A 19,140-nucleotide genomic window follows, 5' to 3' on the forward strand; every position below is an offset into this window, starting at 1 on the left:
CACCCGGAGAGTGTCTCCGGGTGGGCCGCCGCCGTGTGAGGAGCGGGTGGCTCAGGTGCTGGTGCCGCCGGTGCCACCGGTGGCGCCGCCGGGGAGCCCGCCGCCCGGGATGGACGGCAGCTTGCCCTTGAAGTCGGCGATGCCGTTGACGATGGTGTCCATCAGGCCGAGGTCCGGCGCCTTGTCGGCGATGTCGAAGCCGAAGTGCACGGAGATCAGCGCCTTGCCGTCGGTGGACGGGAAGACCACCGTCTGCACGTAGCCGTTGTTGCCCTTGGGAGCGTCGACCTTCCAGCGGACCAGGTAGCCGTCCTGGCCGTTGACCTTGACCGCCTCGGACTTCAGCTCCTGGTGCCCGGTGATGGCGCCGTACGAGTCCTTGGCCGCCTTCTCGATGTCGGCCTTGGCGGCCGCCTGGACGTCGGTGCCGCCGCCGTCGATCCGGCCGGTGGTCACCCCGCCGAGGCTGCACGAGCCGTTGCCGTCCGGACACTGGTACGAGCCGACGACGACCGAGGCGTAGCCGTCGGGGGTGTAGCCGCCCTGCCAGCCGGAGGGGACGGGCAGGGTGAGCCCGTTCACCAGGTCGATCGCGGGCCCGCCGCCGGGCCTGGTCTTGCCGCTGCCGCCGTTGTTGCCGCCGCTCCCACCGGGCCCGCCGTTGCCACCGGTCCCGTTGCTGCCGTCGCCGCTGCCGTTGTTGTTGCCGCCGTTCCCGTTGTTGCCGTTCCCGTTGTTGCCGTTCCCGTTCCCGTTCCCGCCGTTCCCGTTGCCGCCGAGGCCCGGGAAGCCGTTCCAGGGGCCGTTCTCGCCGTTCGGCACGGCCTGCCGGGCACTGCGCTGCGGGCGGTTGTCGCTGTGGCCGTCCATCGCCAGGTAGGTGATCCCGGAGCCGGCGCCCAGGCCGAGCAGCGCCGCGACGGTGGCGGCGACCACCATCGGGGACGGCCGGCGCCGGGGCTTGCGCGGCGGCGCCTCGTGGCCGTAGGCGGTGCCGAAGGGCGGCGGCTCCGGGTAGCGGACGGTCAGCCCGCTGTCCAGCACCTCGCCCTGCAGCACCGTGGGCTCGTCGGCCGGCACCGGCCCCGGAGCCCCGGCCGCCGGGGGCACCGGCTCCGGGGCGTCCGAGGGTGCGGGCCGGGTGCTGGCCGTCCAACCCCTGCCGTCCCACCAGCGCTGCGGCCTCGGGTCGCCGCCGGTGTCCTTCGGGTCCGGGTACCACCCGGCGGGAATCTGCTCGCTCACAACAGAGAATCTAAAGGCACGCGGATAAACGCGAAATCAGCGCGGCCTCGAATTCCGGTGGTTTTCGATGAGATTACGGTGAGAAGGGCCGTGTCGGGCACGCTCAGGACCGCCGCGCCCGCCCGGGGCTACAGCGGGGTCACGTAGGCGCCCGAGATGCCGCCGTCCACCAGGAACTCGCTCGCCGTGATGAAGGACGAGTCGTCGCTCGCCAGGAAGGCCACCGCGGCGGCGATCTCCTCGGCCCGGGCGAACCGGCCCAGCGGGATGTGCACCAGCCGGCGGGCCGCCCGTTCCGGGTCCGTGGCGAACAGCTCCCGCAGCAGCGGGGTGTCCACCGGCCCCGGTGACAGCGCGTTCACCCGGATCCCCTCCCGGGCGAACTGCACGCCCAGTTCCCGGGACATCGCCAGCACCCCGCCCTTGGAGGCGGTGTACGAGATCTGCGAGGTGGCCGCGCCCATCCGGGCCACGAAGCTGGCCGTGTTGATGATCGAGCCCCGCCCGTGCCGCCGCATGTACGGCAGCGCGGCCTTGCAGCACAGGAACACCGAGGTCAGGTTGACGTCCTGGACCTTGCGCCAGGCGTCCAGGCCGGTGGTCAGGATCGAGTCGTCCTCCGGCGGCGAGATGCCCGCGTTGTTGAACGCGACGTCCACGCTCCCGTACGTCTCGTACGCCTCGTCGAACAGCGCCTCGACCATGTACGGGTCGGTGACGTCGGTGTGCACGAACAGGCCGCCGACCTCCTTGGCGGCCGCCCGCCCGGACTGCTCGTCCAGGTCCGCGCAGACCACCTTCGCGCCCTCCGAGGCGAGCCGGCGGGCGGCCGCCAGGCCGATCCCGCTGCCGGCGCCGGTGACCACGGCGGTGCGGCCGACCAGGCGGCGGCACACCGGGGCGTCGTTCTCCGTCATCGGCTGCTACTCCTCGCTGTGGATGAAGACGTTCTTGGTCTCGGTGAAGTGGCGCAGCGCGTCCGGCCCCAGCTCCCGGCCGACCCCGGACTCGCCGTAGCCGCCGAACGGCGTCCAGTACCGCACCGAGGAGTGCGAGTTGACCGACAGGTTGCCCGCCGCGACGCCGCGGGCCAGCCGCAGCGCCCGGCCGAGGTCCCTGGTCCAGATCGAGCCGGACAGGCCGTAGCGGGTGGCGTTGGCCAGCCGCAGCGCGTCCGCCTCGTCGGTGAACGGCAGCACGGCGGCGACCGGGCCGAAGATCTCCTCGGTGACCGCCGGCACCTCCGGGTCGGTCGGCGCGAGCACCGTCGGCGGGTACCAGTAGCCGGGCCCGTCCGGCACCGCGCCGCGGGCCAGCACCGGCAGGTCCGGGGTGACGTAGGAGGCGACCCGGCGCACCTGGGCGGCCGAGATCAGCGGGCCCAGCCGGGTCTCCGGGTCCGCCGGGTCGCCGGTGCGCAGCGCCTCGACGGCGGGCAGCAGCAGCGCCAGGAAGTCGTCGTACGCCTCGCGTTGGACCAGGATCCGGCTGCGGGCGCAGCAGTCCTGGCCGCTGTTGTCGGCGAAGGACATCGGGTCCGCGGCGCGGGCGAGGTCGGCGTCGGCGAAGACGATGCTGGGGCTCTTGCCGCCCAGCTCCAGGGTGACCCGCTTGGCCCGGGCCGCGCAGCGGGCGGCCACCTCCTTGCCGACCACGGTCGAGCCGGTGAAGACGATCTTGCGGACCGCCGGGTGGTCCACCAGGGCCCGGCCGGTCGTCCCGCCCGGGCCGGGCAGCACCTGGAACAGGCCCTCGGGCAGCCCTGCCGCCAGGGCGAGTTCGGCCAGCCGCAGCGCGGTGAGCGGGGTCGCCTCGGCGGGCTTGAGCAGGACGGCGTTGCCCGCCGCCAGGGCCGGCGCGAAGCCCCAGGCGGCGATCGGCATCGGGAAGTTCCACGGCGCGATCACCCCGACCACGCCGACCGGTTCGTGGAAGGTCACGTCCAGGCCGCCGGCCACCGGGATCTGGCGGCCGGCCAGGCGTTCCACTCCCCCGGCCGCGTACTCCAGCAGGTCCCGGACGTTGCCGGCCTCCCAGCGGGCGTTGGCCACGGTGTGGCCGGCCTCGCGCACCTCCAGTGCGGCCAGTTCCGGCACGTGTACCTCGACCTGGTCGGCGAACCGGCGCAGCAGCCGGGCCCGTTCGCCCGGTGCCAGCGCCGCCCAGGCCGGCTGGGCCTTCGACGCGCGCTGGACCGCCGCGTCCACCTGCCCCGCGGTGGTGTCCGGGACGGTGGCGAGCACCTCGCCGGTGGCGGGATTGCGGACGGTGCTGACGGTGGGGTCGGTGGGGTCGGTCATCGGCCTCACATCCGTTCGAAGGATCGGTAACGCTCCCAGTCGGTGACGGTGCCGTCGAAGGCGCACTGCTCCACCCGGGCCATGTTCAGGTAGTGCTCGACCACGTCGTCGCCGAAGGCCACCCGGGCCAGCTCGCTGTCCGACCACAACTCCGCGGCCTCGCGCAGCGAACCGGGCACCCGGGCGTACTCCTCGACGGCGTAGGCGTTGCCCAGGCACGGCGCCGGCAGCTCCAGCTTCCGCTGCAGCCCGTGCAGGCCGGCCGCGATCATCCCGGCCACCGCCAGGTACGGGTTGACGTCCCCGCCCGGCACCCGGTTCTCCATCCGCAGGCCCGGGCCGTGGCCGACCACCCGGTAGGCGCAGGTCCGGTTGTCCCGGCCCCAGGCCACCGCCGTCGGGGCGAACGAGCCCTGGCGGTAGCGCTTGTAGGAGTTGATGTTCGGCGCGTACAGCAGGCTGAACTCGCGCAGCGCCGTCAGCTGGCCGGCCAGGAAGTGCCGCATGGTGTCGGTCATCCGGCCGTCCCGGTCGGCGAAGGCCGGCGCGCCCACCGCGTCGCGCAGCGACAGGTGGATGTGGCAGCTGTTGCCCTCGCGCTCGTTGTACTTGGCCATGAAGGTCAGCGCGCACCCCTGCTGCGCGGCGATCTCCTTCGCGCCCGTCTTGTAGACGCTGTGCTGGTCGCAGGTGGTCAGCGCGTCCGCGTAGCGGAAGGCGATCTCGTGCTGGCCGAGGTTGCACTCGCCCTTGGCGGACTCCACCACCAGCCCGGCGCCCGCCATCTCGTTGCGGATCCGGGACAGCAGCGGCTCGACCCGGGCGGTGCCCAGCATCGAGTAGTCCACGTTGTACAGGTTCGCCGGCGTCAGGCCGCGGTAACCGCCCAGCCAGGCCTGCTCGTAGGTGTCCCGGAACACCAGGAACTCCAGCTCGGTCCCGATGTCGGCGGCCAGCCCGTACTCCGCCAGGCGCGCGATCTGGCGGCGCAGCAGCTGGCGGGGGGCCGCGTCCACCGGGTGGCCGCCGTGCCGGGCCAGGTCCGCGGTCACCTGCGCGGTGCCCGGCTGCCAGGGGGTCAGCCGCAGGGTGCCGAGGTCGGGGCGCATCGCGAAGTCGCCGTAGCCGGTGGCCCAGGAGGAGAAGGCGTAGCCGTCGACGGTGTTCAGGTCGACGTCCACGGCGAGCAGGTAGTCGCAGGCCTCGGCGCCGTGCTCGACCACCTCGTCCAGGAAGAAGCGGGCGGCGAAGCGCTTGCCCTGCAGGCGCCCCTGCATGTCCGTGAACGCCAGCGCCACGGTGTGGACCTCGCCGGTGTCCACCAGCATGCGCAGTTCGTCCAGGGTCAGCGGCGCCCGGGGCGGCACGCCCGCGGCGGCGTTCTCGGGCATGACGGAACCCTCCACGATCACTCTTCGAGTTCGAACGGTCACAGCGAACCGTACGGCCTGCGGCGGACGGCGCGGAAGAGGGCGGGCGGGTGTGGCGCGCCGACATGCGTGGTTGACGGTGGATCAGGCGGTGCGGGTGGAGAATGCCCGCCATGGATCGCAGGCCTTTCATCGGCGTCAGCACCTACCTGGTCGACGCGAGTTGGAGCAACTGGCAGGGCCGCCGGGTGGCCCTGGTGCCCGAGCGGTACACCGCGTACGTCCAGGAGTCCGGCGGGATCGCGGTGCTGCTCCCGCCCGACTCCCCCGACCGCGCACCCGAGGTGCTCGCCCGGCTCGACGCCCTCGTCATCGCGGGCGGGCCCGACATCGACCCCGCCTACTACGGTCAGCCCGCCCACCCCCGCACCGAGGTCGACTCCCCCGAACGGGACCGGTGGGAGTCGGCCCTGCTGCGGGCGGCCCTGGCGGCCGGGATGCCGCTGCTGGGGATCTGCCGGGGCATGCAGGTGCTCAACGTCGTCTGCGGCGGGACCCTCGTCCAGCACCTGCCGGACGTCGTGCCGGTGGACGTCCACGGCGGCGCGGGCGGCGGTTACGGGACGCACCTGGTGCGGCCGGTGCCGGGGACGCTGCTCGGCGGGCTGCTGCCGGAGAGCGAGGTGGAGGTGCCGACCTTCCACCACCAGGCCGTCGACCGGGTCGGGGCGGGCCTGCGGGTCTCGGCCCACGCGCCGGACGGGACGGTCGAGGCGGTCGAGGGCCCGGGCTTCACCCTGGGCGTGCAGTGGCACCCGGAGCAGGGGGACGACCTGCGGGTGATGCGGGCCCTGGTGCGGGCGGCCACCGCGGCGCAGTTGGACACCGCGCTGATCGGGTAGCCGGGGCGCGCCCGCCCCCTCGGAACGACCGCTCAACGGCAACGACAACGGTCACCAGTACAGCCTTTGGATCTTTGTCCGTTCTGCGGTTCACTTCGGGTGCAGGGCGATCGCGCCCCTCCCCTCCCCACCCGTGCGTCCAGAGAGGACTTCGATGGCCGGGCACGAGCATTCCCACACTGATCATGCGCATGACCACAAGCAGGCGCACGACCACGGCGGACACCGGCACGGCGGACACGGCGGGCACGGCGGACACTCGCACGGTGTCGCCGCCGACGCCGACCGCCGCTGGCTGCTCGGCGCCCTCACGCTCATCGTCGTCTTCATGGCCGGCGAGGTCGTCGTCGGCTTCGCCGCGAAGTCCCTGGCCCTGATCTCCGACGCGGCGCACATGCTCACCGACGCCGCCTCGATCGTCCTCGCGCTGGTCGCGATGCGCCTCGCCGCCCGCCCGGCCCGCGGCGGCTACACCTACGGCCTCAAGCGCGCCGAGATCCTGTCCGCCCAGGCCAACGGCGTCACCCTGCTGGTGCTGTCCGCCTGGCTGGGCTACGAGGCCGTCACCCGGCTGTTCGAACCGCCGGAGGTCGCCGGCTCGCTGGTGCTGGTCACCGCGCTGATCGGGGTCGTGGTCAACCTGGCCGCCGCCTGGTGCATGTCGAAGGCCAACCGCAGCTCGCTGAACGTCGAGGGCGCCTTCCAGCACGTGCTCACCGACCTGTACGCGTTCATCGCCACCGCCGTCGCCGGCGCCGTCATGCTGACCACCGGCTTCGTCCGGGCCGACGCGATCGCCTCGCTGATCGTGGTCGCGCTGATGCTCAAGGCCGGCATCGGCCTGGTCCGCGACTCCGGGCGGATCTTCCTGGAGGCCGCCCCGGCCGGCATCGACCCGGACGCGGTGGCCGACCGGATGGTCGCCCAGCCGCTGGTCGAGGAGATCCACGACCTGCACATCTGGGAGATCACCTCCAACCAGCCGGCCCTGTCCGCGCACATCCTGGTCACCCCCGGCGGCGACTGCCACGCCGTCCGGCGCGAGCTCCAGCGCGGACTCGCCGACGAGTACGGCATCACCCACAGCACGCTCCAGGTCGACCACGTCGGCGAGGACGAGGCCGGCGCCCTGCTCCAGATCGCCGCCCCCGGCGAACAGCCCGCCGAACACTGCGCCGACGCGCACGGCCCGGTCCACCGCGCCGGCCCGCACGAGCACTGAAGCCGCCCTCCTGTCGTCGCGGTGCGGCATGATCTGACACGTGACCGCACCGCGACTGATGCTCCTCGACTCCGCCAGCCTGTACTTCCGGGCCTACTACGGCGTGCCGGACACCCTGCGCTCCCCGCAGGGCGAACCCGTCAACGCCGTCCGCGGCCTGCTGGACTTCATCGCCCGGCTGGTCCACGACCACCGCCCCGACCAGCTCGTCGCCTGCATGGACGCCGACTGGCGCCCGCAGTGGCGGGTGGACCTCCTCCCCTCGTACAAGACCCACCGGGTCGCCGAGGCGGCCCAGGACGGCGAGGAGGAGGTGCCCGACACGCTGGCCCCGCAGGTCCCGGTGATCGAACAGGTGCTGGACGCGCTCGGCATCGCCCGCGTCGGCTCCCCCGGCTACGAGGCCGACGACGTGATCGGCACCCTCACCGCCCGCGCCGAGGGCCCCGTGCAGATCGTCACCGGCGACCGCGACCTGTTCCAACTGGTCGACGACGCCCGCGGGATCACCGTGCTCTACCCGGTCAAGGGCATGGGCAACCTGCAGATCACCGACGACGCGCTGCTCCTGGAGAAGTACGGCGTGCGCGGCGCCCAGTACGCCGACATGGCCGCCCTGCGCGGGGACCCGAGCGACGGCCTGCCCGGCGTCAAGGGCATCGGCGAGAAGACCGCCGCCCAGCTCATCAACGAGTACGGCGACCTCACCACCATCCGCGCCGCCGCCCTCGACCTCTCCTCCAAGCTCACCCCGGCCCGCCGCCGCAACCTCGTCGAAGGCGCCGCCTACCTCGACGTCGCCCCCACCGTCGTCCGCGTCGCCCCCGACGCCCCCCTCCCCCCCTTCGACCCGGCCCTCCCCCACGAACCGCTCGACCCGATGACCCTCGAAGACCTCGCCACCCGCTGGGGCCTCGGCACCTCCCTGGACCGCCTCCTCGAATCCCTCGCCACCCGCTGAGCACCACGCGGTGGGGCCTTTCGCTGCCCCAGGCGAATATTCGCGAATCGGCACTCCCCTCGCGTTGGTCCCCGGGCATCCTGGTTCCGCCTGACCGACGGCGAGGGGAGCGGCTGTGAGCCGACGACTGCGGTACATCGGGAGCACCTCAGGGAACGACGGATGCCCGACGCTCTACGAGGACGTCGAAACCGGGGAGGTGTTGGTGCAGGGCGATGTCGTGACCGACCCCGACGAGATCGCCCAGCTCCGCAACATCAAGCCCGGCGAAGGGTTCGTGATCGTGCCGCGCGCGCTGCTCGCCGACTTCGCGCCGCGCGACGTGGACCGAGCACCCGTGCTGATCGGCTACGAAGAGTTCGAGAACATGTTCAAGAGCTTCCAGCACACGGCCTTCCGGCTGGAGACCCGCCGCCGGTACCGCTCCGACGAACAGACCGAAACCTACCGCCGGTTCGCTGCCGGGCTGGCGCCCGGATGGGACCTGGACGACCCCTGGTGCCGCTCGCGCCGCGAACAGGCCGCCCTGGGCAAGCGGTTCGAGCGGGTGCGGATCATGGACAACCCGCCCACCCCGGGGCAGCGGTACCTGCTCGACAACGCCGAACGGAACAACGCCGTCGGCGAGGACATCCGGTACCTCTGGCGGGCCGACGCCGAACGCCTGGACCTTCCGCAGGAGGACGCCTGGCTGTTCGACTCGCGCGTCATCGCCCTGCTGCACTTCGACACCGACGACGACCTGACCGGCATCGAACTGATCACCGACCCTGCGCAGGTGGCCCGCGCCTGCCAGGTGCGGGACGCTGCCTGGCACTTCGCCACGCCGAGCCGTGAATTCGGCGCTGAGGTACCGTCCGCCGTGTGAGCACCGACTTCCAACAGGCAAGAATCGCCCTCGGTCTGCGGCTCCGTGAGCTGCGCGCCGAGGGCGGCCTCACAGGCAGGCAGCTGGCCGACCGTCTGGGCTGGACGCAATCCAAGGTCAGCAAGCTGGAGACCGGCCGACAGACGGCCACCCACGAGGACCTCAAGGCCTGGGCCGACGGCGTCGGACAACCCCACACAGCACCCGAGCTGTCGGCCAGGCTGCGGGCCTTCGAGTCGGGGACCCGCACCTGGCGACGACAGTTGGCCGCCGGGCACAAACCGGTGCAGGACACGCTGACCGCCGAGCACGAGCGTTCACGCGTCATGCGCGCGTGGCAGAATTCCATGATCGTCGGCATGCTCCAGACGGCCGACTACGCCCGGCACATCTTCAGCGCGTACGTAGACCTCCACCAGTCACCGCGCGATGTAGAGGACGCCGTTCGAGCCCGCATCCAGCGTCAGGAAAGCCTGTACCGGCCAGGCAAGCGGTACCACATCGTCATGTGGGAATCCGCACTACGCGCCCTGGTGTGCCCACCGACCGTGCTGGCCGCGCAACTCGACCGACTCAGCGGTGTGGTCGGACTGGATACCGTCTCCTTGGGCATCGTGCCGTTCGAAGCCTCGCTCAAGTTGCCTCCTGCCAACGGCTTCTGGATCTATGACGAACGGCTTGTCATCGTCGAGGACTGGCACGCGGAGCTGTGGCTGGACCAGCCCGACAACGTATCGCTGTACCTGCGTGCGTGGGAGACGCTGGCCGGCGCGGCCGTCTACGGACCGGACGCCCACCGCATCATCACGCGCTGCCGCAGGGCACTCGGCTCTGCCTGAGAATTCCCACGCACCCCAGCTGCCAGGGCTGGAATATTCGAGAATCATGCTCCCGCCAGCGAATCTCGACCGCTTAACGTCCTGCCGATGGCTTTGATCGGCACGAGAGTTGAGTGATGATCACGAACTCGCAGCGGTTGACGACTGGTTCACACATCGGAGTGAGCGTCGATGCCAACCAGCAGCGCTGGAAGGCGGTCGGCGATGTCCTTGCGTGAAATCGCTCTACGCGAGCCCGGCCGACCCACCGTCGAAGCGGACAAGTGCCCGTCCTGCCAATGGTTCGACGCCATGGAGCGGGAGTCCTCCAAGAGCCCGGAGGGCCTGGACCTCTCCAAGCTGGCGAACGCGCGGGGGCTGCGCCTACGGCACGAAGAATCCGGAGAGTGTCTGAGCCCGGATGGCACCGGGTGACGAGTGACGCCCCGGGAATCGTCGGTGGCGAACGGGGCTGACGGCCCGGACGCGCGAGACCAACCACCCGTACCGCTGACGCAGGGTGGGCCCGAGACTCCCACAGCCGGCCGTTCGGAAGCCCGGGCGGCTGCGGGTGCACAACCGCGCGGGGACGGATTCCCCTCAAGCATCGAACAGGAAGGCAGCACCATGAGCGACCTGTACGAGATCGACATCCCGGTCGGATCCGCCGCCTACAAAGCCTGCGGTGGGAACCAGGGCGGGGGCGACGACGGCGAGTCGTGCATGACCCTCCGAGAGGTGCCCGGCGTGGCCGGCGGCCTCTGGGTCATGGGCGACACCAAGGCCCCCAACCGGGAGCTCCGCTTCACCACAGCGGAGTTGGGCGCGGCGGGCATCGACCCGAACCGCTTCACCACCATCGCCTGACACACACCGCGAAGGCGGGCCCCGCTCCCAACGCAACTGGGAACGGGGCCCGTTCCTCATCATGGCAGGGCGCTCATGGATCACTGGAATAGGCCCGGCCTGCACTGGCATTGCTACGCCTGGGCAGGCAACAGACGACCGGACGACTCCGAACGACGACCCGCCACAGGGCAGAACGGCGTGAGACCCGAGTGGTCGAGCCCCCTTCCGCCGCTGGAGGTCATGCACTGGCTCGCCAAGTCGACGGCGCAGATCAAGCTCACGACGAACGACCCGGCCGAGGCGCTGGAGTGGCTGGGCAATCAGCTCGCCGACTCCCCGGCGCTGGAGACCGACCTTGACCCGACGACCCGGCTGGAACGAGCCTGGACCTTCCTCGACACGTTCCCCCACGACGTGGTGTGGACGTACTGGACCCCAGGCCAGCAACTCCGAGCGGTCTCGGCCGTGTCATGCCCCCGAACCTTCAACCCGACCGACGAGACACCCCCACCGTGCCCGTTGCAGCGCCGCTGACCGCAAGAACCCAACTGTCGGCTCCACAATGGTCGAGCCAGTTCCCCTGCCGAGAGTTCGGGGCAAGCGAGATGCGTGACTGGCACATCCCGCACGGCCTACTCACCGACTCTGCCGTACTCGCCCGGAGCGCCGACTATCACTCCACGCGGAGAAGTACGCCAGCCCGCATGGACCACGGAGATGCTCCGTGACTACTTCGCCCCGGCACCTCCCACGCCCTGACCATCGGCATCGCCCGGCTCGTTTCGGCTGCCTCTCCTCCACGAGAAGTCGACCTGATCGACTTCCCATGCAGCCGCTGACAATTCCGGTGCCGCTTCGGCCCCGCCGAAGCGGCACCGACTTGGAATCTCGCTTCTGCCATCAGCATGCCTCTGCGCGGGAAGCCCCAGCGGCGAGGCGAAGCCGAAGCCACACGGGGGTGGGGGGTGGGGGGCGGGGGGCGGGGGGCGGAAGCCGCCAAGGGCCGCAGGCCTGGCGGCTTCCACCCAAGTCATCACCAGGGGGCCACCGGTGGACGGCTGAGCAACCATGCGAAGGGGCCCGCGCGTTCGGTGTCGAACGGGCGGGCCCCCTGGTGTTCGGTGGTCAGCCCACCGAGGAGTAGGCGATGATGCCGCGGCGCAGGCCGTCGACGGCCTTGCGGGCCGTCCGGCGCAGTTCGGCGTCCTCGCCGGCCGCGTCCTGGATCTGGCCGAGGACGTCGATCAGTTGCTTGGTCCAGCGGACGAAGTCGCCGGCCGGCATGTCGGCGTCGCGCAGCACCTGGTCCAGGCTGTGGCCGAGGGCCCAGCGGTGGGCGGCCCAGGCGAAGCCGAGGTCGGGCTCGCGCTGGCCGACGCCCTCGGCGGTGTTGATCCGGTGCTGCTCCTCCAGGGCGTCCAGGTGGCCCCAGATCCGGACCATCTGGCCGAGCGCCTCCTTGGCCGCGCCCTCCGGCACCCGGGGGGCGGCGGCGTCGTCGGACTGGCGCGCCTCGTAGACCAACGCCGAGGCGCAGGCGGCGAGTTCGGCGGCGTCCAGGCCGCTCCAGACGCCTTCGCGGATGCACTCGGAGGCGAGCAGGTCGAGTTCGCCGTAGAGCCGGCCGAGGCGCTTGCCGTCGTCGGTGACGGTGTCGCCGCTCAGGTAGCCGAGGTCGGTGAGCAGCCCGCAGACCCGGTCGAAGGTGCGGGCGATGGTGTGGGTGCGGGAGCGCATCCGGCGTTCCAGCACCTCGGTGTCGCGGTGCAGGCGGTGGTAGCGCTCGGCCCAGCGGGCGTGGTCCTCGCGCTCGTCGCAGCCGTGGCAGGGGTGCTGGCGCAGTTCGGTGCGCAGCCGGGTGATCTCCTGGTCGTCGGCGGCGGCCGCGCGGCCCCGGCGGAACCGCTCGGGTTCGAGGTGGCCGGCCTTGGTGCGCAGCGCGGAGGCGAGGTCGCGGCGGGACTGCGGGCTGCGCGGGTTGAAGGACTTGGGGATGCGCACCCGCTCGACGGCGGCGACCGGGTACGGGAAGTCGATCATGGCGAGCCGCTTGACCTGCCGCTCGGCGGTGAGCACCACCGGGCGGGGCCCGTCCTGGAAGTCGGGGTGGCGGCCGACCCGGCCGTTGCGGCTGACCGGCGGCAGGCCCGGGTCGAGCACGAGGGCGAGGCCGGCGAACTTGCCGGTGGGGACGTGGATGACGTCGCCCGGCTTGAGGTGCTCGATCGACTCGACGGCGGCCGCGCGGCGCTGGCTGCTGCCCTCGCGGGCGAGTTCGTTCTCGCGGTCCTTGAGCCGGCGGCGCAGGTCCATGTACGCGTCGAAGTCGCCGAGGTGGCAGGTCATCGACTCGCGGTAGCCCTCCAGCCCCTCCTCGTTGCGCTGGACCTGGCGGGCGATGCCGACCACCGAGCGGTCGGCCTGGAACTGGGCGAAGGAGGTTTCCAGCAGTTCGCGCGAGCGGTGCCGGCCGAACTGGGAGACCAGGTTGACGGCCATGTTGTAGGACGGCCGGAACGAGGACTTGAGCGGGTAGGTGCGGGTGCCGGCCAGGCCGGCCAGCGCCTCCGGGTCGAGTCCGCGCTGCCAGAGCACCACGGCGTGGCCCTCGACGTCGATGCCTCGGCGCCCGGCCCGGCCGGTGAGCTGGGTGTACTCGCCGGGGGTGATGTCGGCGTGGGTCTCGCCGTTCCACTTGACCAGCTTCTCCATGACCACCGAGCGGGCGGGCATGTTGATGCCGAGGGCCAGGGTCTCGGTCGCGAAGACGGCCTTGACCAGGCCCTTCACGAACAGCTCCTCGACCACCTCCTTGAACCGCGGCAGCATCCCGGCGTGGTGGGCGGCGATGCCGCGCTCCAGCCCGTCCAGCCACTCGAAGTAGCCGAGGACGTGCAGGTCCTCGTCGGGGATGTCGGCGCAGCGCTCCTCGACGAAGGCCCGGACGACGGCGCGGTCGGCGTCCTTGTTGAGCCGCAGGCCGGAGCTGAGGCACTGCTGGACGGCGGCCTCGCAGCCGGCCCGGCTGAAGATGAAGGTGATCGCGGGCAGCAGCCCCTCGGCATCGAGCCGGTCGATGACGTCCACCCGGCCCGGCGTCCAGACCCGGCCGGGGCGCCCGTTGGGCATGCTGCGGCCCCGGCCGCGGCCGAACCGGTCGCGCGGGTTGCGGTCCAGTTCGGAGCGGGCGAGCCGGACCAGCTCGGGGTTGACGGCCTTGCCGGGGTTGCGCGGGCCGTCCTTGGGGCGGCCGTCCCGGTCGGGGTTGGCGAACAGGTCGTACATCCGGTTGCCGGCCATCACGTGCTGCCACAGCGGCACGGGCCTGGTCTCGGAGACGATCACCCGGGTGCCGCCGCGCACGGTGTCCAGCCAGTCGCCGAACTCCTCGGCGTTGGAGACGGTCGCGGAGAGCGAGACGAGGGTGACCGACTCGGGGAGGTGGATGATGACCTCCTCCCAGACGGCGCCGCGGAAGCGGTCGGCGAGGTAGTGCACCTCGTCCATGACGACGTAGCCGAGGCCGTCGAGGGTGCTGGAGCCCGCGTAGAGCATGTTGCGCAGCACCTCGGTGGTCATGACCACCACGGGGGCGTCACCGTTGACGGTGTTGTCGCCGGTGAGCAGGCCGACCTTGGCGGCGCCGTAGCGCTTGACCAGGTCGCCGTACTTCTGGTTGGACAGCGCCTTGATGGGCGTGGTGTAGAAGCACTTGCGGCCGCCCAGGAGGGCCAGGTGCACGGCGAACTCGCCGACGATGGTCTTGCCCGAGCCGGTGGGCGCGGCGACCAGGACGCCCGAGCCGGCCTCCAGCGCCTCGCAGGCCTCCAGCTGGAAGTCGTCCAGCGGGAAGTCGTACAGCTGCTGGAAGCCGTGGAGCGCGGTCGCCTGCTCCTTGGCCCGGCGGCGGCTGGCCGCGTACGCCTCGGCGGGGCTGAGCTCCTGGTCGTCGTGGGGCTGGGGCTCAGGGGTGTTCATCGCCGTCCGGGTGTGGTTGGTGTGATCTCGCATCTCAGCGAGAGGTTACCCGGCGGCACTGACATCGATAGCACCGTTTTTCCGTGCGACTTTCCGTGCGGCTTCCCCACGGCTTCCGTACGGCTTTCCCTGCGGCTTCCGTGCGGCTTCCGTGGGGCTTCCGCACGGCGGGATCGGCCGCGGGATCATTCCGGGATCGCTTCCCTCTCACATCCATAGTTGCAAACATCTTCAAGTGATCGGAGTCCGACCAGCTTCGGACGTCTCCGGTCATCTCCGGTGGACCGCCGCCGGTCTCCCTACCGTCGTTGCCACGGCGGAGCGACCGCCACCAACTCACGGGAGGACACCGACGATGGCGAACCTGGAGACGTCCCTCAAAGAGGCCATGGGGATCGACGGCGCGATCGGCGTGGCCCTGGTCGACTACGGCAGCGGCATGGCGCTCGGCAGCCTCGGCGACGGCGGCGAACTGGACCTCAACGTCGCCGCCGCCGGGAACACCGACGTGGTCCGCGCCAAGATGCGGGCGATGGAGATGCTCAACCTGCACGACAACGAGATCGAGGACATCCTGATCAGCCTCACCAACCAGTACCACATGGTCCGACCGATCACGACGCCCACCGGACGCGGCCTCTTCCTCTTCCTGGCGCTCAACCGCGGCCGCTCCAACCTCGCGATGGCCCGCCACCAGCTCAAGCGGATCGAACTCTCGCTGGAGATCTGAGCGGACCGACACCAGGGAAGGGGGGACTCGTGGCGGTAGCGCTCTACCAGGCCAAGGCCGAGTTCTTCCGGATGCTCGGCCATCCCGTCCGGATCCGGGTGCTGGAACTGCTCCAGGCCGGACCGACGCCCGTCCGCGGGCTGCTCGCCGAGCTGGAGGTCGAACCCTCCAGCCTCTCCCAGCAGCTCGCGGTGCTGCGCCGGTCCGGCATCGTCACCGCCACCCGGGAGGGCAGCACGGTGGTGTACGCGCTGGCCGGCGGCGACGTCGCCGACCTGCTGCGAGCGGCCCGGCGCATCCTCACCGGGCTGCTCGCCGACCAGAACCTGCTGCTCGCCGAGCTGCGGGCCAGCTCCGAGCGGGCCGGCCCGGAGTAGCCGTGCGGACCGGCCCGGACCAGCCGCGCGCGCAGGCCGGCCCCGCGAGCCGGTCAGCCCTTCAGCAGGTCGGCCAGCCCGTCCGCCAGCCGCTCGTACTCCCGCGGCCGGTTGTACAGCTGCGCGCTGACCCGCAGCACCCCGCCGCCGGCCCACGGCCGGATCGCGATCCGGGTGCCGAGCCGCTGCCACACCTCGTCCCGCAGCGGTCTCACGTCCTGCTCCGCCTCGACGCACCCGGCCGGCAGCCGGACGGAGCGCATCGAGACCCCGGGCGTCGCGGGCAGCGGCGACAGGCCGGCCCGCTCGACGAGCATCCGCTGGCCGTACCCGGCGAGCGCGGCGTTGTGCGCGGCCACCGCCTCGGGGCCGAGTTCGCGCAGCAGCTCGAACCCGGCCGGGGCGGCCAGCCAGCCCGTGTAGTCGCAGGTGCCGCGCCATTCGACGTTCCACGGGAAGCCCCGGTCGTGCTCCCAGGAGAAGGTGAGCGGGCGCACCCGGTCCACCCACTCCGGGCGGACGGCGAGCACGCCGGTGCCGCGCGGGGCGAAGGCCCACTTGTGCAGGTTGCCGAACCAGAAGTCGGCGTTCGGGTCGACCGGGGCGGGCAGCATGCCGGGGGCGTGGGCGCCGTCCACGACGGTGGTCACGCCGCGCTCGCGCAGGTCGGCGAGCAGGCCCGCTCCGGCGACCAGGCGGGCGGTGGGCGAGGTTATCTGGTCCAGCACCGCGACGGTGACGCGCTCGTCGACGGCGGCGAGCACCGCCTCCCGGACGGCCTGCTCGTCGGGGGTGTCCAGCGGCAGTTCGACCTCGACCACCTCGGCGCCGGTCTCGGCGGCCCGGCGCTCGGCGGCCCGGGTGACCACGCCGTAGCCGTGGTCGGTGACCAGGATCCGGTCGCCGGGCGCGAACGGGATGGTGTCCAGGGCGATCGCGACCGCCTCGGTGACGTTGGAGACCAGGGCGAGCCGGTCCGGGTCGACGGCCAGGTCGGCGGCGATCCTGGTCCGCGCCGCGCCGACCCGGGCCGGCAGGTCGGCGAAGAAGCCGTCCGGGTCCAGCTCGTGTTCGGCGCGCAGCCGCTGCTGCGCCCGCTGCACGGGGACGGGCACCGCGCCGAACGAACCGTGGTTCAGGTGCGCCGCGTCCGGTGAGACGCCGAACAGCCCGTCGGCCGCGGGCAGCGGGGCCGGGGGTTCGGCGGTCCACAGGTCCTCGATCACGGCATCCTCCGCATTGTGATGTGTGACATTTCACATGACAGGGTACTGGTCGGGTGGCGTGCCCCGAGACGACGATCGGGCCGTGACCATCACCGACCCCTTCCTGTCGCTCAGCGCCCGCACCGGCCGGTTCACCTTCGGTGCGCCGCGCGCGTTCACCCTCGCCGAGGACGGTACCCGGCTGCTGCTGCTCCGCTCGACCGGTTCCGAGGATCCGGTCGACCGCCTCCACCTGCTCGACACCGCCACCGGCGAGGAACGGCTCGTGGCCGATCCGGCGGTCCTCTCCCCCGGACGCGCCGGCCGCCGCGACGACCTGCCCGCCGTCGAACGACGGCTGCGCGAACGCACCCGCCTGGTCGCCGCCGGCATCGGCACGTACGCGGCCACCGCCGACCTCGCGACCGCCGTCCTCGTCCTCGACGGCCGGCTGTTCCGGATCGACACCGCCACCGGCACCGGCACCGAACTGCCCGTCGCCGGGCCCGCGTTCGACCCCCGGCCGGACGCCACCGGCGAACGCGTCGCCTACGTCGCCGACGACATCCTGTACGTCACCCCCGACCTCGAACCGCTCTCCCCCGCCGACGGCGCCCGCTGGGGCGTCGCCGAGTTCGCCGCCGCCGAGGAGCTCGGCCGCTCCCGCGGCCACTGGTGGCGCCCCGACGGCGGCGCGCTGCTGGCCGCCCGGGTGGACGAATCCGCCCTCCCCCGGCGCTACTTCGCCGACCCCGCCCACCCCGGCGAGCCCGCCGAGGACTTCGCCTACCCGCAGGCCGGCGGCCCCAACGCGGACGTCCAGCTCTGGGTGCTCGGCCTCGACCGCAGCCGGGTACGGCTCCGCTGGGACGCCGCCGCGTTCCCGTACCTCTGCGCCGCCACCTGGGCCTCCGACCAGGAGCTGCTGCTCACCGTCGCCGACCGGCTCCAGCAGCACGTCCTGCTGCTGACCGCCGACCCGGCCACCGGCGAGACCCGCGAACTCTCCCGCACCACCGATGAGTTCTGGGTCGACGACCTGCCCGGCACCCCCGCCCGGCTGGCCGACGGCCGACTGCTCACCGCCCACGACACCCCGCAGGCCCGCGGCCTCGCCCTGGACGGCAAGCCGCTGGACACCACCGGGCTCCAGATCCGCCGGGTGGTCGGGCAGCTGGACGGCCGGCTGCTCTGCGAGACCGGCCAGGGCGACCCGGCCGACCAGTACGTCCACCTGGTCGACCCGGACGGCGGCGCACCCGAACCCGTCACCACCGGCCCCGGCGTGCACTCCGCACTCGCCGCCGGCCGCACCCTGCTGCTCACCACCGCCGACGCCGACGGCATCCGGCGCCGACTGCTGCGCGACGGCTCGCTCGACGCCTCGCCCGACGGCCCCGCGCTGCCGCTCACCGATCTGAGCGCCGCCCTGCCCTACCGGGTGCGGCCACGGCTCGCCCGGGTCACCGAACTCGGCCTGCCCACCGCCGTGGTGTACCCGCGCAACCACGTCCCCGGCCGCCGGCTGCCGGTGCTGCTGGACGTCTACGGCGGGCCCGGCTTCCAGGCCGTGGCGACCGAACCGCGCCGCTGGCAGCTCCGCCAGTGGTGGGCCGACCAGGGCTTCGCCGTCGTCACCACCGACAACCGCGGCACCCCGTTCGTCTCGCCGGAGTTCACCCGGGCGATCTTCCGCCGCTTCTCCCAGGTGGCGCTGGACGACCAGGTGAACGCCCTGCAGGCGCTCGCCGGACAGCACCCCGACCTCGACCTCGGCCGGGTCGGCGTGCGCGGCTGGTCGTACGGCGGGTACTTCGCGGCGCTCGCCGTGCTGCGCCGCCCGGACGTCTTCCACGCCGCCTGCGCGGGCGCCCCGCCCACCGACTTCCGGCACTACGACACCGCGTACACCGAGCGCTACCTCGCGCTGCCGCAGGACAACCCGGAGGGCTACGCCGACGACTGCCTGGTCACCGACGCGCCCGGGCTGACCCGGCCGCTGCTGCTGATCCACGGGCTGGCCGACGACAACGTCCACCCCTCGCACACCCTGCTGCTCTCCGAGGCGCTCACCAAGGCGGGCCGGCCGCACAGCGTGCTGCCGCTGCCGGGCGTCACCCACATGACCCCGGGCGGAGTGAACGAGCAGGTCACCCAGGCCGAACTCGCCTTCCTGCGGGCATCCTTGGGCTGATTCGCCGGATTCCGGACAAGGGGCGTCGCACCGGTGGTGCGGCGCCCTTCGCCTTGCCTCCACCTCTTCCACGTGACCCGTGACATGTGAAATATTACCTGCGCTTCACCAGACGATTACT

Annotated in this window: 16 protein-coding genes; 10 read left to right on the plus strand and 6 right to left on the minus strand. The window is 72.3% G+C overall.

The features are described from left to right. Window positions 1-51 precede the first annotated feature (51 nt). From ACFVTF_RS31515 to ACFVTF_RS31530, 4 genes are all read right to left on the minus strand, one after another. Window positions 52-1,245 (minus strand): DUF2510 domain-containing protein, encoded by a 1,194-nt coding sequence (locus ACFVTF_RS31515; protein WP_387817638.1) that lies wholly within the window; start codon window positions 1,243-1,245, stop codon window positions 52-54. A 128-nt stretch (window positions 1,246-1,373) separates the two neighbouring features. Further along, entirely contained in the window at window positions 1,374-2,162 is a 789-nt protein-coding gene (locus ACFVTF_RS31520; RefSeq protein WP_371516262.1) for a 3-oxoacyl-ACP reductase, read from the minus strand. Between the two features lie 6 nt (window positions 2,163-2,168). After that, complete coding sequence (locus tag ACFVTF_RS31525) at window positions 2,169-3,545, minus strand: aldehyde dehydrogenase family protein (protein ID WP_387817639.1); 1,377 nt, start codon at window positions 3,543-3,545, stop codon at window positions 2,169-2,171. A gap of 5 nt (window positions 3,546-3,550) precedes the next feature. Next, complete coding sequence (locus ACFVTF_RS31530; RefSeq protein ID WP_371516264.1) at window positions 3,551-4,936, minus strand: glutamine synthetase family protein; 1,386 nt, start codon at window positions 4,934-4,936, stop codon at window positions 3,551-3,553. 152 nt (window positions 4,937-5,088) lie between these two features. Between ACFVTF_RS31530 and ACFVTF_RS31535 the strand changes: the two genes are divergently transcribed. The 7 genes from ACFVTF_RS31535 to ACFVTF_RS31565 all read left to right on the plus strand — a co-directional run bounded on the left by ACFVTF_RS31535 (window position 5,089) and on the right by ACFVTF_RS31565 (window position 11,069). Beyond that, window positions 5,089-5,817 carry a gamma-glutamyl-gamma-aminobutyrate hydrolase family protein gene (locus tag ACFVTF_RS31535; RefSeq protein WP_387817640.1) on the plus strand — a complete coding sequence of 243 codons (729 nt, stop codon included), beginning with the start codon at window positions 5,089-5,091 and terminating at the stop codon, window positions 5,815-5,817. A 154-nt stretch (window positions 5,818-5,971) separates the two neighbouring features. Beyond that, window positions 5,972-7,039, plus strand: a complete 1,068-nt coding sequence (locus ACFVTF_RS31540; protein ID WP_387817641.1) for a cation diffusion facilitator family transporter — start codon at window positions 5,972-5,974, stop codon at window positions 7,037-7,039. Window positions 7,040-7,097: 58 nt separating this feature from the next. Next, a complete protein-coding gene (locus ACFVTF_RS31545; protein ID WP_387817687.1) occupies window positions 7,098-8,000 on the plus strand; it encodes a 5'-3' exonuclease H3TH domain-containing protein in 903 nt (300 codons plus the stop codon). A 115-nt stretch (window positions 8,001-8,115) separates the two neighbouring features. Next, window positions 8,116-8,868, plus strand: a complete 753-nt coding sequence (locus tag ACFVTF_RS31550) for a DUF6879 family protein (protein ID WP_387817642.1) — start codon at window positions 8,116-8,118, stop codon at window positions 8,866-8,868. Next, window positions 8,865-9,707 (plus strand): helix-turn-helix domain-containing protein, encoded by an 843-nt coding sequence (locus ACFVTF_RS31555; protein WP_387817643.1) that lies wholly within the window; start codon window positions 8,865-8,867, stop codon window positions 9,705-9,707. Before ACFVTF_RS31550 ends, ACFVTF_RS31555 begins: the two co-directional genes overlap by 4 nt. Before the next feature lie 606 nt (window positions 9,708-10,313). Next, the gene (locus ACFVTF_RS31560; RefSeq protein WP_387817644.1) at window positions 10,314-10,553 is read left to right on the plus strand and encodes a DUF397 domain-containing protein; all 240 of its coding nucleotides are present in this window, start codon (window positions 10,314-10,316) and stop codon (window positions 10,551-10,553) included. Between the two features lie 222 nt (window positions 10,554-10,775). After that, window positions 10,776-11,069 carry a hypothetical protein gene (locus ACFVTF_RS31565; protein WP_387817645.1) on the plus strand — a complete coding sequence of 98 codons (294 nt, stop codon included), beginning with the start codon at window positions 10,776-10,778 and terminating at the stop codon, window positions 11,067-11,069. Window positions 11,070-11,660: 591 nt separating this feature from the next. Here the strand turns inward: ACFVTF_RS31565 and ACFVTF_RS31570 are convergent. After that, window positions 11,661-14,513, minus strand: a complete 2,853-nt coding sequence (locus ACFVTF_RS31570) for a DEAD/DEAH box helicase (RefSeq protein ID WP_387817688.1) — start codon at window positions 14,511-14,513, stop codon at window positions 11,661-11,663. Window positions 14,514-14,868: 355 nt separating this feature from the next. Between ACFVTF_RS31570 and ACFVTF_RS31575 the strand changes: the two genes are divergently transcribed. After that, on the plus strand, window positions 14,869-15,243 hold the full coding sequence (locus tag ACFVTF_RS31575; RefSeq protein ID WP_350877952.1) for a hypothetical protein: 375 nt from the start codon (window positions 14,869-14,871) through the stop codon (window positions 15,241-15,243). Between the two features lie 29 nt (window positions 15,244-15,272). Then, entirely contained in the window at window positions 15,273-15,620 is a 348-nt protein-coding gene (locus ACFVTF_RS31580; protein WP_387817646.1) for an ArsR/SmtB family transcription factor, read from the plus strand. Between the two features lie 53 nt (window positions 15,621-15,673). Here the strand turns inward: ACFVTF_RS31580 and ACFVTF_RS31585 are convergent, their stop codons facing one another. Then, complete coding sequence (locus ACFVTF_RS31585) at window positions 15,674-16,846, minus strand: aminotransferase class V-fold PLP-dependent enzyme (protein ID WP_371516278.1); 1,173 nt, start codon at window positions 16,844-16,846, stop codon at window positions 15,674-15,676. 82 nt (window positions 16,847-16,928) lie between these two features. Here ACFVTF_RS31585 and ACFVTF_RS31590 point away from each other — a divergent pair, with 82 nt between their 5' ends. Next, the gene (locus ACFVTF_RS31590) at window positions 16,929-19,019 is read left to right on the plus strand and encodes a prolyl oligopeptidase family serine peptidase (RefSeq protein WP_387817647.1); all 2,091 of its coding nucleotides are present in this window, start codon (window positions 16,929-16,931) and stop codon (window positions 19,017-19,019) included. Window positions 19,020-19,140: the final 121 nt, after the last annotated feature.

Origin of the sequence: Kitasatospora sp. NPDC057940, assembly GCF_042887425.1 — a bacterium.
In the GTDB taxonomy this organism is placed as follows: domain Bacteria; phylum Actinomycetota; class Actinomycetes; order Streptomycetales; family Streptomycetaceae; genus Kitasatospora.